The 14,259-nt window shown below is 72.0% G+C and carries 13 protein-coding genes; 5 read left to right on the forward strand and 8 right to left on the reverse strand.

Annotation, left to right across the window (positions count from 1 at the left end; translation table 11 throughout):
- The first annotated feature begins 169 nt into the window (after positions 1-169).
- A complete protein-coding gene (locus ACZ4LX_RS21445) occupies positions 170-781 on the forward strand; it encodes a hypothetical protein (protein WP_467647027.1) in 612 nt (203 codons plus the stop codon).
- 126 nt (positions 782-907) lie between these two features.
- On the opposite strand, the gene soxR is transcribed toward ACZ4LX_RS21445, so the two are convergent.
- Positions 908-1,390 carry a redox-sensitive transcriptional activator SoxR gene (soxR, locus tag ACZ4LX_RS21450; protein WP_467647030.1) on the reverse strand — a complete coding sequence of 161 codons (483 nt, stop codon included), beginning with the start codon at positions 1,388-1,390 and terminating at the stop codon, positions 908-910.
- 120 nt (positions 1,391-1,510) lie between these two features.
- Here soxR and ACZ4LX_RS21455 point away from each other — a divergent pair, with 120 nt between their 5' ends.
- Complete coding sequence (locus ACZ4LX_RS21455) at positions 1,511-1,972, forward strand: MaoC family dehydratase (RefSeq protein ID WP_467647035.1); 462 nt, start codon at positions 1,511-1,513, stop codon at positions 1,970-1,972.
- 180 nt (positions 1,973-2,152) lie between these two features.
- On the opposite strand, the gene ACZ4LX_RS21460 is transcribed toward ACZ4LX_RS21455, so the two are convergent.
- The 3 genes from ACZ4LX_RS21460 to ACZ4LX_RS21470 form a co-directional block, all read right to left on the reverse strand.
- Complete coding sequence (locus ACZ4LX_RS21460) at positions 2,153-2,776, reverse strand: TetR/AcrR family transcriptional regulator (RefSeq protein ID WP_467647038.1); 624 nt, start codon at positions 2,774-2,776, stop codon at positions 2,153-2,155.
- 111 nt (positions 2,777-2,887) lie between these two features.
- Positions 2,888-3,178, reverse strand: a complete 291-nt coding sequence (locus ACZ4LX_RS21465) for a YiaA/YiaB family inner membrane protein (protein ID WP_467647041.1) — start codon at positions 3,176-3,178, stop codon at positions 2,888-2,890.
- Between the two features lie 125 nt (positions 3,179-3,303).
- Positions 3,304-4,455, reverse strand: a complete 1,152-nt coding sequence (locus tag ACZ4LX_RS21470) for an acyl-CoA dehydrogenase family protein (RefSeq protein WP_467647044.1) — start codon at positions 4,453-4,455, stop codon at positions 3,304-3,306.
- Positions 4,456-4,550: 95 nt separating this feature from the next.
- Between ACZ4LX_RS21470 and ACZ4LX_RS21475 the strand changes: the two genes are divergently transcribed.
- The 3 genes from ACZ4LX_RS21475 (at position 4,551) to ppk2 (ending at position 7,149) form a co-directional block, all read left to right on the forward strand.
- Entirely contained in the window at positions 4,551-5,201 is a 651-nt protein-coding gene (locus ACZ4LX_RS21475; protein ID WP_467647048.1) for a TetR/AcrR family transcriptional regulator, read from the forward strand.
- A 66-nt stretch (positions 5,202-5,267) separates the two neighbouring features.
- Entirely contained in the window at positions 5,268-6,254 is a 987-nt protein-coding gene (locus tag ACZ4LX_RS21480; protein WP_467647052.1) for a DMT family transporter, read from the forward strand.
- Positions 6,220-7,149, forward strand: a complete 930-nt coding sequence (gene ppk2, locus ACZ4LX_RS21485) for a polyphosphate kinase 2 (protein ID WP_467647055.1) — start codon at positions 6,220-6,222, stop codon at positions 7,147-7,149. The genes ACZ4LX_RS21480 and ppk2 overlap by 35 nt, the downstream gene beginning before the upstream one ends.
- An 87-nt stretch (positions 7,150-7,236) precedes the next feature.
- Here ppk2 and ACZ4LX_RS21490 read toward each other — a convergent pair whose 3' ends face one another.
- The 4 genes from ACZ4LX_RS21490 to ACZ4LX_RS21505 all read right to left on the reverse strand — a co-directional run bounded on the left by ACZ4LX_RS21490 (position 7,237) and on the right by ACZ4LX_RS21505 (position 14,041).
- A complete protein-coding gene (locus ACZ4LX_RS21490) occupies positions 7,237-8,316 on the reverse strand; it encodes a Zn-dependent alcohol dehydrogenase (RefSeq protein WP_467647058.1) in 1,080 nt (359 codons plus the stop codon).
- A gap of 57 nt (positions 8,317-8,373) precedes the next feature.
- Positions 8,374-9,768 (reverse strand): aldehyde dehydrogenase family protein, encoded by a 1,395-nt coding sequence (locus ACZ4LX_RS21495; RefSeq protein ID WP_467647061.1) that lies wholly within the window; start codon positions 9,766-9,768, stop codon positions 8,374-8,376.
- A 153-nt stretch (positions 9,769-9,921) separates the two neighbouring features.
- Positions 9,922-11,280: an ABC transporter ATP-binding protein gene (locus ACZ4LX_RS21500; RefSeq protein WP_467647065.1), complete on the reverse strand. Its 1,359-nt coding sequence runs from the start codon at positions 11,278-11,280 to the stop codon at positions 9,922-9,924.
- 508 nt (positions 11,281-11,788) lie between these two features.
- Entirely contained in the window at positions 11,789-14,041 is a 2,253-nt protein-coding gene (locus tag ACZ4LX_RS21505) for a molybdopterin-dependent oxidoreductase (protein ID WP_467647069.1), read from the reverse strand.
- Positions 14,042-14,259 lie beyond the last annotated feature (218 nt).

Genomic DNA, 14,259 nt, shown 5'->3' on the forward strand with positions numbered 1-14,259 from the left:
TGAACATCGGTCACCTTTTCCGAATCACCACATCCCGTCACGTGACGGCTCGTCATCTCACCGGATGGACCAATGAGGCCTTGGATGGAGCCGATCCGGGCAGTCGTACGTCCACTCACTGACGCCGAACTACGGGCGACGGAGTACGAGCGACGGAGGTGGCGCCGCCATGGCCGGTTTCCGGAGTCTTGCGAGACAGGTCCGCGATCCGAGGAGCGATCTGGCACTGCGGCGGTACTCGCTGCGCAAGTGCCTGGAACGCTTCGCACCGTACGGTCACCGGGCGACCTGGGACCACCTGTGCGCCCGGCACGGGATGGGGCCGGAGGACCGGGCACCCGACCCGGCGCGGCTGATGCGCGCGCTGGAGGAACTGGAGACGGCCCGGGCGGTCTGGCTCGGCTACGAAGCGGGGTTCGCCGAGCGGCGCAGGCGGGAGAAGCACGAGGGACTGCGCCGTCCCGCCGCCTTCGACGACTGGCACCTGCGCACCTGGGGCGGGAACGGGGTGGCGCGGTGCGAGGACCCGGCGGTCCATCCGGCGGCGCCGCTCGCGGACGTACTGACCCGGCTGATCTCGGCCCTGGAGTCGGAGCCGGGCACGGACTGCCCGGTGTGCGCACAGGCCCGCATCGTGTGGCGGCAGGACCTGGGCAGCGAACCCTGGTCCGGGCCGGTCTGCGCGGCGTGCGGGATCGTGGTCCCGCAGCCCGTACTCACCCCGGGCGCACTGGCGAAGGCCCGGCAGAACCGGCTCGGCGACCTGGCGTCGGTCGCCTGAGAGGCGGGGCGGAGCGGCCCGTCCGGCCCCGGCCGTCCGGCGGACGGCCGGACGGCGGAGCCGGATGACGGAGCCGGATGACCGACGCGGCGGCCGGACGGACCTGCGCGGCGGCCCGGACGCCCGTCAGCTCCCCGCGGGCCGGTGCGCGGCCTCACCCTCGGGCATCAGACGCGAACCGCTGATCCGGTCACCGGAGATGTCGTCCGGGTTGGAGAGCACACAGGTGTCCAGCGACAGGCAGCCGCAGCCGATGCAGTCGGTGAGGTGGTCGCGCAGCCTGGCCAGCTGATGGATCCGCTCGTCCAGCTCGGAGCGCCAGGCGGCGGAGAGCCGGGCCCAGTCGTCGCGGTTCGGGGTGCGCTCCTCCGGGAGCTCGGCCAGCGCGTCACGGATGGTGGCCAGCGGGATGCCGACCCGCTGCGCCGCGCGGACGAACGCGACCCGGCGCAGCGCGTCCCTGGTGTAGCGACGCTGGTTGCCGCTGGTGCGAGTGCTGGTGATCAGGCCCTTGGTCTCGTAGAAGTGCAGAGCCGAGACGGCGGCGCCACTGCGCGCGGAGAGCTGGCCGACCGTGAGTTCATGGAGTGTCTGTGGGATCTGGGGCACTCATCGAACCCTACGTGGCCCGCTCGCGGCCGGTCCGTCGTTGACAGGAACGCACCCGCCAACCATGCTGAGCAAGCGCTTAGACAGATGGTCGAGAACGGGAAGGCAGGGACCAGGGACATGGCAGAGCCGAGGATCTTCACGTCCGCGCAGGAGCTGCGTGACGGAGTGGGCGAGCAGCTGGGGCACAGCGACTGGCTGGAGGTCGACCAGAAGCGGATCGACCTCTTCGCCGACGCCACCGGCGACCACCAGTGGATCCATGTGGACCCCGAGCGCGCCGCCGCCGGGCCGTTCGGCGCGACGATCGCGCACGGCTACCTCACGCTCTCACTGCTGCCGACGCTCGTACCGCAGGTCATGCAGGTCGAGAACACGACGATGGGGATCAACTACGGGACCAACAAGGTCCGTTTCCCCACCATCGTGCCCGTGGGCTCCCGGGTGCGGGCCACGGCCGTCCTGAAGAGCGTCGAGGAAGCGGGCGGCGGCGTGCAGGTCACGGCAGTCGTCACGGTCGAGCGCGAGGGCAGCGAGAAGCCGGCGTGCGTCGCCGAGTCGGTGTCCCGCTTCTACTTCTGAGCCGGGGTTCCGGGGCCACGGTTCCGGGCCGGCGCTTCCCGTTCCGGGCCGGCGCCTCTTCCCGCCGGGGCTTCCTTTCCGGGCCGGAGCTTCATGTCCTGCCCCGTACAAGGGTGTTGGCCCCCGACCCCCTCGGGCCGGGAGCCAACACCCGTACGACAGCCGGGACCATGGGCACCGTCAGCGCCCGGCCGCCACCATCCGCAGCACGAGCCCGGCGTACAGCTCGCCCACCTCGTCCGGCGTACGGCTGCCCTGCGCGTTGAACCACCGCGCCACGTCGATGCAGAGCGAGAGCACGGCGAGCGCGGTGCCGGGCACGTCGGGGACGTCGAACTCCCCCGCCGCGACGCCCTCGCCGATGATCCGGCGTACCGCCGCGTCGCTCCTGCGGCGCAGCTCGACGATCTCCGTGCGGTGCTCCTCGCCGAGCGCGTCGAGCTCGTACTGGACCACGCGCGCGGTCGTGTGCCGCTCGGCGTGCCAGCGGACGAAGGCCCGCACAGCACCGGCGAGCCGCTCGGTGGCCGTGCCCTCGGCGTCGGCCGCCGACTCCAGGAGCGCCAGGGCCCGGTCGTGGCCGATCCTGCTGATCCGGTGAAGGAGCTCTTCCTTCGTCTTGTAGTGGATGTACAGCGCGGCGGGGCTCATCCCGGCGCGGCCCGCGATGTCCCGGGTGGTGGTCGCGTGGTACCCGCGCTCGGCGAAGGCGTCGACGGCCGCGACGAGAAGCCGCCGGGCGGCCTCGGGCGTCACTTCGGCCCACGGCGTGTTCTCGCCGTCGGTCTCCTCCGCCGTGCTCATCGTCGGTCGCCCCTCTCAGTCGGCAGGACGAACACCATACCCCGACCCTGAGCAAGCGCTTAGGGGCTCTTTCGCGCAGATCACGCGGGGCAGGCCGGGCGTCCGAGGACGTCAGAGCTTCTGGAAGGGGTCGTGTTCCGCGAGGATCTTCTCCAGCCGGGCCTGGTCGACCCGGCTGATGATCTGCCCGGCCTCCTGCCGGTCCCTGATCACCTTGGCCAGCGTGAAGGCGGAAGTGACAAGGTAGAGAACGCAGATGGCGAGAAATCCGCGCACCCAGGCGTCGGCGTCGAGGGAGTAGATCCCGACGGCCACCGCCCCCAGCGCGACCCCGAAGGACGCGACGGCCTGACCGTAGAAGGCCGCGGTGTTCTGCTGTTTGACCGATGTCGTCTCACTCATGCCGCTCAGCGTCCGACGGGGTGACACACACCACATCCGTGCGCGTACTCAGACAGGTACTCAGACGCCCACCCGGGGCGGGCCCGGCAACCGGTCAGGTCCGGACCCGGGTCCGCGCGCCCGTCTCAGAAGGCGGAGACCCCCGTCAGGGCGCGGCCGATGATCAGCTTCTGGATCTGGCTGGTGCCCTCGTAGAGCGTCATCACGCGGGCGTCGCGCAGCAGCTTGCCGACCGGGTACTCGTCGATGTAGCCGTAGCCGCCGAAGACCTGGAGCGCGTTGTTGGCGGCGCGCACGGCGGCCTCGGAGGCGAAGAGCTTCGCCTGGGACGCGGCGGTGGCGAAGGGCTCGCCCCGGTCGATCAGGTCGGCCACCCGCCAGGTCAGCAGGCGGGCGGCGTCGACGTCCACGGCGATGTCGCTGATGAGCTCCTGGACGAGCTGGTAGCTCGCGATGGACTTGCCGAACTGCTCGCGCTCGGCCGCGTAGCCGACGGCCGCGTCCAGCGCGGCCTGTGCGATGCCCACACAGCCGGCGGCGACCGACATCCGCCCCTTGGCCAGCGCCGACATGGCGAGGGAGAAGCCCTTGCCCTCGGGACCGATGAGGGCGGACGCGGGGACCCGGACGTCCTCCAGGACCAGCTCGGCGGTCGCCTGGCCGCGCAGCCCGAGCTTGCCGTGGATGGTGCGCCGGGTGAGGCCGGGGGTGTCCGCGGGCACCAGGAAGGCGGAGACGCCCTTGTGGCCGGGGGTGTCGCCGGTACGGGCGAAGAGCAGCACCACATCGGCCCAGGTGCCGTTGGTGATGAACATCTTGCTGCCGTTGATGACGTAGTCGCCGCCGTCCCGGACGGCCTTCGTCGTCAGGCTGCCGGCGTCCGACCCGGTGCCCGGTTCGGTGAGGCCGAAGCAGCCCACCGCGTCCCCGGAGGTCAGCCTCGGCAGCCACTGCCGCTTCTGGTCCTCGTCCCCCCAGGCGGCGATCGTCTTGGCGACGAGCCCCAGGGAGACCGAGACGATGCCCCGGACCGAGGAGTCACCGCGGCCCAGCTCCTCCGTCACCAGGCAGTAGGCGAGGTGGTCACCGCCCGAACCGCCGTACTCCTCCGGAACCGTCAGCCCGAGGAAGCCGAGGGCGCCCAGCTTCTTGACGATCGACTTGTCGACGTTCTCGGCTCGGTCCCACTCGACGACGTGCGGGGCTATGTCCCGGGCGACGAAGTCCCTGGCGAGCCGCCGGACGGCTTCCTGCTCCTCGCTGAGTTCGAGGTTCATCCTTCGACTCTCCACTTCAGACCGGCCGGCACGGGGGGCGGCCGACTTTAATTAGCACTGCTAGTTTTAGTTGCGCAGGGCCTACTATGTGCGGCATGGCCCGCCCGCGCAAGCCCCTCCTCAGCAGAGACCGCATCGTCGAGACGGCGAGCGCCCTCGTGGACGCCGAGGGGCTCGACGCCGTTTCGACCCGCCGGCTGGCGGCCGAGCTCGGGGTGAGCGGGCCGTCGCTCTACAACCACTTCCGGAACAAGGACGAGATCCTGGACGCGGTCGCCGACACCGTCTCCGCACAGGTCGATCTGTCGATGTTCGACGAGGCGGACACCCGGGACTGGCGGGCCGCGCTGCACGACTGGGCCGTCTCCTACCGTGCGGCGCTCAGCGCACATCCGCACATCGTCCCGGTGCTCGCCCAGGGCCCCGGCCGCCGCCCGGCCGGTCTGCGGGTCGCCGACGCGGTGTTCGGCACGATGGTCCGCGCGGGCTGGCCCCCTGCCCAGGCCACCTACATCGGCGCCCTGATGCGCTACTTCATCACCGGATCGGCTCTCGGCTCGTTCGCCCGGGGCTTCGTCGACGACGAGACGGCGTACGACCCGGCCGATTATCCGCACCTGGGCCAGGCGCACCTGCTGGCGGAGCGCCGCCAGCAGGTCGACGAGGGAGCCTTCGAGACGGGCCTGCGGGCGCTGATCGACGGGCTCGCCCTCCAGTACGCCCCTCCCGCGCAGAACGCGCGATAGGGCCGCCCGGCCCGACCGCCGACTATTCGGTGGGCACCGAACCGTCCTGGCCCTACGGTCAGGGCCATGACGACACTCCCGCTCCCCTCCCCGGCCGCGCCTTTGCTCCACCGCGACCGGCGCGCCACCGCCGCCGCCTGCACCACCGTGGTGCTGTGGGCCTCCGCCTTCGTCTCCATCCGCAGCGCGGGCGAGGCCTACTCCCCCGGCGCGCTGGCTCTCGGGCGGCTGCTCGCCGGATCCCTGGTGCTCGGCGCCCTCCTGCTCGTACGACGGGAGGGGCTGCCCTCGCGGGCCGCCTGGCCGGGGATCCTCTGGTCGGGACTGCTGTGGTTCGGTCTGTACATGGTGGTGCTCAACTGGGGCGAGCAGCAGGTGGACGCGGGCACCGCCGCGATGGTCGTGAACATCGGGCCCCTGCTGATCGCCCTGCTCGGTGCCCGGCTGCTCGGTGAGGGGCTGCCCCGGCGGCTGATGCTGGGCATGGGGGTGTCCTTCACGGGCGCCGCGGTGGTGGGCCTCTCCATGTCCGGGGACGGAGGTTCCTCGGTGCTGGGCGTGCTGCTCTGCCTGCTGGCGGCGGTGGCGTACGCGGGCGGAGTCGTCGGCCAGAAGCCCGCGCTGCGGCACGGCTCGGCGCTCCAGATCACCACGTTCGGCTGTCTGACCGGCACGGTGGCGTGCCTGCCGTTCGCCGGTGCGCTGGTCTCCGACGCGGCCGACGCACCCCTGCCGGCCACCCTGAACATGGTCTACCTGGGCGTCTTCCCGACCGCGCTGGCCTTCACCACCTGGGGGTACGCGCTCGCCCGCACCACGGCGGGCCGGATGGGCGCCACCACCTACGCGGTGCCCGCGCTGGTCGTGCTGATGGCATGGCTGCTGCTGGACGAGGTTCCCGCGCCGCTCACCGTCGGTGGCGGACTGCTCTGCCTGGCCGGGGTGGCGGTCTCCCGGATGCGTCCGCAGACTGGTGCGACGCGCAAGAATCCTGCCCCGCAGACGGAAGGACCCTCTCATGACGCGGAGCGCCAAGCGGCGGACCGGCCGTAAGAAGCCGGGGGGAGCCGGCGCCCGGGTCCTGGTGACGCCCGAGATCCGGGCCCGTGACGCCTGGCGCGAGGACTATCCGTACACGTCCAAGCTCGGCCGCAAGGCGTACGAGAAGTCCAAGCGTGCCCTGCAGATCGAGCTGCTGAAGCTCCAGCACTGGGTCAAGGAGCACGACGAACGGCTTGTGATCCTCTTCGAGGGGCGCGACGCGGCGGGCAAGGGCGGCACCATCAAGCGGTTCACCGAGCACCTCAATCCGCGTGGTGCGCGGGTGGTGGCGCTGGAGAAGCCCACCGAGCGCGAGCGCACCCAGTGGTACTTCCAGCGGTACGTGGCACATCTGCCGGCCGCCGGGGAGATCGTGCTGTTCGACCGGTCCTGGTACAACCGGGCGGGTGTGGAGCGGGTGATGGGTTTCTGCTCGACCCCCGAGTACCTGGAATTCATGCACCAGGCCCCGGGCTTCGAGCGGATGCTGGCGCGCGACGGCATCCACCTGGTGAAGTTCTGGTTCTCCGTCTCGCGCGACGAGCAGCGCAACCGGTTCGTGCGCAGACAGACCGATCCGGTGCGGCAGTGGAAGCTCAGCCCGGTCGACCTGGCCTCGCTCGACAAGTGGGACGCGTACACCGAGGCCAAGGAGCTGATGCTCTTCCACACGGACACGGCGGACGCTCCGTGGACCGTGGTGAAGAGCAATGACAAGAAGCGGGCCCGTCTGGAGGCGATCCGGCACGTCCTGCACCGGTTCGACTACCCGGACAAGGACGCGACGGTGGCCGGGGAGCCGGACCCGCTGATAGTGGGCCCGGCCTCGCGGCTCTTCGAAGAGGGCGAGACGGAGGCCCGGCTGCTCACCTCGTTCCGGTCGGAGAACGGACCGGAACGTGCCTGAGGGCCGTCCCGCGGTTCCTGGCGGGACAGCCCTCAGGACCTCTCGTCCGGATCGTGGCGGGCTCGCGCCTGATCCGGACGAAAGGTCCTAGAAGACCACCAGGGCCCGGCCGCCCTTGCCGGCGATCATGTTGTCGAACGCCGCCGGGATACCGTCCAGCGCGATCCGTTCCGTGACCATCATCGAGAGATCGAAGCGGCCGGCCCGGATGTGGTCGGCCAGCACCGGCAGATCGCGGGCCGGGTCGCTGTTGCCGTACACACAGCCGGTGAGGGACCTGCCCCAGTGGAAGATCTCCAGGGCGTTGAACGTGACCTGCTGGTCCTTGCCGCCGATGCCGACGACCGTGGCGCGCCCGCCGCGCCGCGTGGACTCCCAGGCGCCGCGGATGGTGTCGGCCCGGCCGACGCACTCGACGGCCACATCCGCGCCCTGGCCGCCGGTGAGCGCCCGGATCTCGCGGGGCGTGGTGGCGGAGGCGATCACGTACTCCGTGGCACCGGCCCCGCGTGCCAGCTCCTCCTTCTCGGGGGAGACGTCCACCGCGATGATCTTCGAGGCGCCCGCGATCCGGGCGGCCTGGAGCACGGCGAGGCCGACGCCGCCGATACCGAACACCACGACGGACTCGCCCGCGCGGACCTGGGCGCTGTGGTGGATCGCCCCGTACCCGGTCAGCACCGCGCAGCCGAGCAGGGCCGCGTCGGTGAGCGGAATGCCGTCCGGGGCGGGCAGGACGCAGTTCGCGGCGACCACGGTCTCCTCGGCGAAGGCGGCGACGTTGAGTCCTGGGTGCAGTTCGGTGCCGTCGGCGGTACGGGCGTGGATGTTCGCCGCTCCGGCCAGGGCGTTGACGCAGAGCCATACCTCGCCGATCCCGCAGTGGTGACAGCTGCCGCAGGACGGCGCCCAGTTGAGCACGACACCGTCGCCCGGGGCGAGGTGGCCCACGCCCTCACCGACCGACACGACGGTGCCCGCGCCCTCGTGGCCGAGGACGGCGGGGACGGGCAGCCGCATGGTGCCGTTGGACAGCGAGAGGTCGGAGTGGCAGACCCCGGCGGCGGCGAGGCGGACCCGGACCTGGCCGGGGCCGGGCTCGGGCAGGCTGATGTCGGTGATCTCCAGCGGAGCTCCGACGGCGGGCAGTACGGCGGCGCGGATCACGGAACGGCTCCTTGCTGATCGGGGACGCGGAATCGGCGGGCGGTTCAGGCGGGCGGTTCAGAACTGGAGGGACTTGGTCTGCAGATACTCGGAGAGGCCGTGCTCGCCGAGTTCGCGGCCGACGCCGGACTGCTTGTAACCGCCGAACGGGGCGAGCGGGTTGAAGCGGCCGCCGTTGATGTCGACCTGGCCGGTGTCCATCCGGCGGGCGAAGGCGACGGCCTCCGCGTCCTCGGCCGCCCAGACGGCGCCGGCGAGCCCGTAGACGGTGCCGTTGGCGATGCGCAGCGCGTCCGCCTCGTCCTCGTACTTCAGGATCGAGACGACCGGCCCGAAGATCTCCTCCTGGGCGATGGTCATCTCCGGGGTGACATCGGCGAACACGGTGGGGCTGACGTAGTAGCCGGTGGCGAGCGGCGCCTCGGGACCGCCGGCCACCAGGCGGGCGCCCTCCTCGATGCCCTTCTCGATGTAACCGCGCACCCGTTCCTGCTGCTTGGCGTTGACGAGCGGACCGACGCGCTCGCCGGGAACGTACTTGGCGACGGCCGCGGCGGCGAGGGTCACGGCCTCCTCGTACCGTTCGGCGTCCACCAGCATCCGGGTCCAGGCGCTGCACGTCTGGCCGGAGTTGGACATCACGTTGGCGATGCCGACGTTGACCGCCCTGGCCAGGTCGGCCGAGGGCAGGATGACATTGGCGGACTTGCCGCCGAGTTCGAGTGCGACGCGCTTGACGGCGCCGCCCGCCGTGGCTCCGATCCGCCTGCCGACGGCGGTGGAGCCGGTGAAGGAGACGAGGTCGACGTCCTCGTGCTCGGCGAGCGCCTGTCCGGCGACCGGGCCGAGGCCCGTGACGAGGTTGAAGACACCGGCGGGCAGCCCGGCCTCCTCGGTGGCCTCGGCGAACAGCTGCGCGGTGAGCGGGGTGTCCTCGGCCGGCTTGAGGACGACGGTGCAGCCGGCGGCGAGCGCGGGGGCGACCTTGGCGACGATCTGGTGCAGCGGGTAGTTCCACGGGGTGATCGCGCCGACCACGCCGACGGGCTCCAGGAACACGGTGGAGTTGCCGTGGCGCTCCTCGAAGGCGTACGTCGCGGCGAGTTCGGCGTACGAACCGGCGACCAGGACCGGCACACCCGCGTGCACCGTCTGCGACAGCGGCAGCGGCGAACCCAGTTCGGCCGTGACCGTCTCGGCGATCTCGTCCTTGCGCGCGGCCAGCACGTCGCGCAGGGCGCCGATCCGGGCGGCCCGCTCGGCGGGCGGGGTCGCGGCCCAGCCCGGGAAGGCGGCGCGTGCGGCGCGTACCGCGGCGTCGACGTCCTCGGCCGTGCCCGCCGGGACCTGCGCGATGATCTGCTCGTCCGCCGGGTTCACCACCGCGACGGTGTCCGTTCCGGCGGCGGGCCGCCATGCGCCGCCGATGTACATACCGTCATGGGCCTTCATGGCTGTTCCTCCCGGACGCGGTGACGGACGAGGTCGTCCGCCGCCTAAACTAGCGCCGTTAGTTTTCTGGCGCCAGAGACGTCGGTCACGTACCGGGGCCCGTCCGCCGCCCGGGGGAGGCGAGCGGCGGACGGGCCCCGGCGTCTCCGGGTACTACACCTCCAGGCCCGGCACGTCCTTCGGCAACGGGCAGATCCTGCGGCCCTGGTGGTCGAAGACGTACAGGTGCGCCAGGTCGACCAGGAGCGGAACCTGACCCCCGGTGCGCAGCCGCATGTCGGGTCCGGTGCGTACGACGAGGTCGCTGGAGGTGACCGCGGGGCGGTCGGGGCTGTGCACGCCCGGCGGGAACGGGTCGAGTCCCGGTTCGTCGAGGACCGCGACGGATGCGCCGGCCTGTCCGGTGGCCCGCCCCTTGAGCCGCTCCAGGACGCCGGCCGCGCCCCCGGCGCCCCGGCGTCTGCGCTGGGTGCCCCGGTCCGGGCGGGCCGATTCCAGGTCCGGCACCACGGCGGGCCGGGACCCGGTGTTGAGGTGGACCAGTGCCTCGTGCCCCTGGTACTCGACATGCTCGACGATGCCGCTGAGCGCGACCTCGCCGGGACGGGCCTGGCTGGGCGGGGCGATCCGGACCGCCTCCGAGCGCAGCCCGACGATGATGTGCCGGCCCTGCTGGATGCGCAGCAACTGATGGTCGGGGCTCAGGGGCTCGGGCAGCGGAAGGCGCTGGCGGCCGAGGTCGATCGACATCCGCCCGTCCAGCGGCGCGTGCACGACGGCCTGGAGCAGATTGATCCGAGGGGTGCCGATGAAGGCGGCGACGAACACGTTCTCCGGCAGCGAGTACACCTCGCGCGGCGGGCTGACCTGCTGCAGCACTCCCCCGCGCATCACGGCGACCCGGTGCCCCAGGGACATCGCCTCGGCCTGGTCGTGTGTCACGTAGACCGTGGTGACGCCGAGTTCCTTGGTGAGCAGGGCTATCTCGGCCCGCAGGTGGTTGCGCAGCTTGGCGTCGAGGTTGGAGAGCGGCTCGTCCATCAGGAAGGCCGAGGGCTGGCGCGAAATAGCCCGTCCCATCGCGACCCGCTGGCGCTCACCGCCGGAGAGCTGGCCGGGCAGACGGTCCAGGACACTCTCGATGCCGAGCATCCTGGCCGTGTTCTCGATGCGCTCGTTGTGGTCCTGGCGCGGATTCTCCAGTTTCAGCGGGAAGCCGATGTTGGCCCGGTTGGTCATGGACGGGTAGAGCGCGAAGTTCTGGAAGACCATGGCCATGCCGCGTTCGCGGGGCGTGAGGTCGTTGGCCGGTTCACCGTCGAGCAGGATCTCGCCGTCGGTGACCTCCTCCAGACCGGCGATCATGCGGAGCACGGTCGACTTGCCGCACCCCGACGGTCCCAGCAGGACGACGAACTCGCCCGGGTCGATGGAGAGCGAGAGGCGGTCGACAGCACGCGAGGAGCGTCCGTAGGCCTTGCTTACGTTGTTGAGCGTGATGGCGCGAGTCATGTGGTTCCGCCTGGAAGGAAGAAGGTGGAGCGGTGGGGAGCGGCAGCAATGGCCTGAAATTAACCCACTGCGCAGGGTGAGGGAATGACTCGCGCAAAGGTTGCACCGTACAGGGGCTGCGGAGACGTAAGTGTCAGGTGGGATTCCGGTCGGGCCGGCTCGCGCCGGGCCCGCACCGGGGACGGCTGGATCCCGTCGCGCAGCCCGGTCGCGGGGCGGTGTGCGGCGGCAGCCCTGCCGGCCGGGCGGACGGCTTCGGGGCGCGCCGGATGACGTCAGGGCGCAGCGAACGGCGTCAGGGCGCGCCGGGCAGGCGGCAGCGCGTGCCGGGTGGCGGGTGGCGGGTGGCGGGTGGCGGGTGGCGGGTGGCGGGTGGCGCCGGAATGTACCGAATGACGCCGGGCCGGCGCCGGAACGTACGGAATGCCCCCGGGCCGGCGCCGGGGGCGTGCCGGGTGGCGTCAGCGGGACGTCGGCATAGCGGCGATACGCGCGGAACCGCCCCCGCTCAAGGGGACGGTGTCACCGTGACGGGGATCGCGTTGAGCACGGCGGTGCCGGACAGCGGGTCGAGGCGGCTGCCGTCGAGGAGCTGGTTGACGTTGACGCCGGGCCGCTCGGCGGCGACGGACAGCCTGGTGCCGGGGCGGTCGTGCCCCCAGCCGTGCGGGAGGCTCACCACGCCGGAGCGCACGCTGTCGGTGACCTCGACCGGGACCGTGAGCGCACCGCCGTCCGCGGTGACCGTGGCGGACGCCCCGTCGGCCAGTCCGAGCCGTGCCGCGTCCTCGGGATGGATCTGGAGGGTGCAGACGTTCGACCCGCCACGCAGTGCGGCGACGTTGTGCAGCCAGCTGTTGTTGGAACGGAGATGCCGGCGGCCGACGAGGACGAGCGCCCCGGGGTCCCCGCGGCCTTCGAGGGCGCGGCGCAGCCTCGGCAGGTCGGCCGCGATCGGGGCCGGGAACAGCTCGACGCGCCCGCTGCGGGTGGTGAGCACCTCGGGGACGCGCGGAGCGAGGGGACCGAGGTCGATGCCGTGCGGGTGGGCGAGCAGCCGCTCCAGGGTCAGGCCGCCGGGGTCGGCACCGAAGCCCTCACCGTACGGGCCGAGACGAAGCATCAGGTCGAGGCGCCGCTCCGCCCCGGTGCGGCCGGTGAGCGCGGCGGAGACGTCGACGGGGTCCCGGCCGTGCACCGGCGACAGCGGGTCGGCCACCGCCTTGCCGAGGGCCCGGTCGATGATCATGGTGTCCACGGCGTCCGGCTCCGCACCGTGCATCCCGGACACGGCGAGGACGAGCCGGGCGAGGATCTCGGCCTCGTCCATCCGGCCGTCGTCCAGAGGGAGGGCGGGGCGGGTGTAGCGGACCTGGTTGCGCACGGCCAGGGTGTTGAACGCGAAGTCGAAGTGGGCGCTCTGCGAGGGCGGCGGCGGGGGCAGCACCACGTCCGCGTGGCGGGAGGTCTCGTTGAGATAGGGGTCGACGCTCACCATGAAGTCGAGCCCGTCCGCGAGCACACCGTCGAGCCGGTTGCCGTCGGGTGCGGAGAGCACGGGGTTCGCCGCCAGGACGATCAGGGCGCGGATCCGGTCCGGGCCCGGCGTCCCGATCTCCTCGGCCAGTGCGGAGATGGGCAGTTCGCCCTTGGCCTCGGGGTGGCCGGAGACGCGGCTCGCCCAGCGGCCGAGGGTGAACCCCTTCCCGGGGGCGGCGGGGCGGGGGGCGCGGGCGGTCGCGGAGAGCGGGAAGAGGGCGCCGCCGGGGCGGTCGAGGTTGCCGGTGAGGACGTTGAGTACGTCGACGAGCCAGCTGGCGAGGGTGCCGTGTTCGACGGTGCAGCTGCCTATGCGGCCGTATACGGCGGCGGTGGGGGCGGCCGCGAGTTCGCGGGCGAGGGTACGGATGGTGCCGGCGTCCACGTCGCAGGCCGCGGCGACGGCCTCGGGCGTGAAGTCACTTACGGCGTCGGCGACTTCACCGATCCCCTCGACGTGGTCCGCGAGCACGCCGGGATCGGTGAGCTTCTCCTCGAAGAGAACGTGGGCCATCGCGGCGAGCAGGAGGGCGTCGGTGCCGGGCCGGATGGCCACATGCCGGTCGGCCAGGCGCGCGGTGCGCGTGCGGCGCGGGTCGACGACGGTGAGGCTGCCACCGCGCCGGCGCAGCGCCTTGAGCTTGCCGGGGAAGTCCGGGGCGGTGCACAGACTGCCGTTGGATTCGAGCGGATTGGCGCCCAGCATCAGCACATGGCCGGTGCGGTCGAGGTCCGGCACCGGGATGGTGTTCGGGTCGCCGAAGAGCAGCCCGCTGGAGACGTGCTTGGGCATCTGGTCCAGGGTGCTCGCGGTGAACAGCGCCCGGGTGCCGAGGGCCGCGAGCAGAGCGGGCGGGTAGAGCGCTCCGGCCATGGTGTGCACATTGGGGTTGCCGAGGACGACGCCGACGGCCTGCGGCCCGTGCTCCCGCGCGACGGCGGGAAGGGCGCGGGCGATCGCTTCGAACGCCTCGCCCCAGCTCGCCTCCGTCAGCACGCCGCCCTTCCGGACGAGAGGGGTGCTCAGCCGGTCGGGGTCTTCGTCCAGACCGCCGATCGACGCACCCTTCGGACAGATGAAGCCCTTGCTGAACACGTCCTCCCGGTCCCCCCGGGCGCCGGTGACCCTGCCCCCTTCGATGGTGAGGCTGAGCCCGCAGGTGGCCTCGCAGAGGGGGCAGATGCGCAGGGCGGTACGAGAGCTGCTGGGGTCGTGCGGCATGGGGCCCTCCCGGGGCGGCGGCAGCGGTGACACGCGGGCATGCGCAAGCACGGCCGAGCATACCGACCGGTACGCATGCTGGGGAGGCGCGCGGCGAAGATGGTTGTTCCCAGGGCCTGTTTCCAAGGCCTGTTCCCAGGGCCTGTTCCCAGGGCTTGTTCCCGGACTCCGTTCCCGGATCCTGCCCCCAAAGCCCGCCCCCAAGGCCCGCCCCGTCC

Source organism: Streptomyces sp. NPDC026062, from assembly GCF_055568375.1.

Coding starts and splice junctions, on each gene's coding strand:
- ACZ4LX_RS21455 (WP_467647035.1), top strand. CDS start 1,511: ATGGCAGAGCCGAGGATCTTCACGTCCGCGCAGGAGCTGCGTGACGGA.
- ACZ4LX_RS21495 (WP_467647061.1), bottom strand. CDS start 9,768: ATGAAGGCCCATGACGGTATGTACATCGGCGGCGCATGGCGGCCCGCC.
- ACZ4LX_RS21465 (WP_467647041.1), bottom strand. CDS start 3,178: ATGAGTGAGACGACATCGGTCAAACAGCAGAACACCGCGGCCTTCTAC.
- ACZ4LX_RS21500 (WP_467647065.1), bottom strand. CDS start 11,280: ATGACTCGCGCCATCACGCTCAACAACGTAAGCAAGGCCTACGGACGC.
- ppk2 (WP_467647055.1), top strand. CDS start 6,220: ATGACGCGGAGCGCCAAGCGGCGGACCGGCCGTAAGAAGCCGGGGGGA.
- ACZ4LX_RS21470 (WP_467647044.1), bottom strand. CDS start 4,455: ATGAACCTCGAACTCAGCGAGGAGCAGGAAGCCGTCCGGCGGCTCGCC.
- ACZ4LX_RS21475 (WP_467647048.1), top strand. CDS start 4,551: ATGGCCCGCCCGCGCAAGCCCCTCCTCAGCAGAGACCGCATCGTCGAG.
- ACZ4LX_RS21445 (WP_467647027.1), top strand. CDS start 170: ATGGCCGGTTTCCGGAGTCTTGCGAGACAGGTCCGCGATCCGAGGAGC.
- ACZ4LX_RS21480 (WP_467647052.1), top strand. CDS start 5,268: ATGACGACACTCCCGCTCCCCTCCCCGGCCGCGCCTTTGCTCCACCGC.
- ACZ4LX_RS21505 (WP_467647069.1), bottom strand. CDS start 14,041: ATGCCGCACGACCCCAGCAGCTCTCGTACCGCCCTGCGCATCTGCCCC.
- ACZ4LX_RS21460 (WP_467647038.1), bottom strand. CDS start 2,776: ATGAGCACGGCGGAGGAGACCGACGGCGAGAACACGCCGTGGGCCGAA.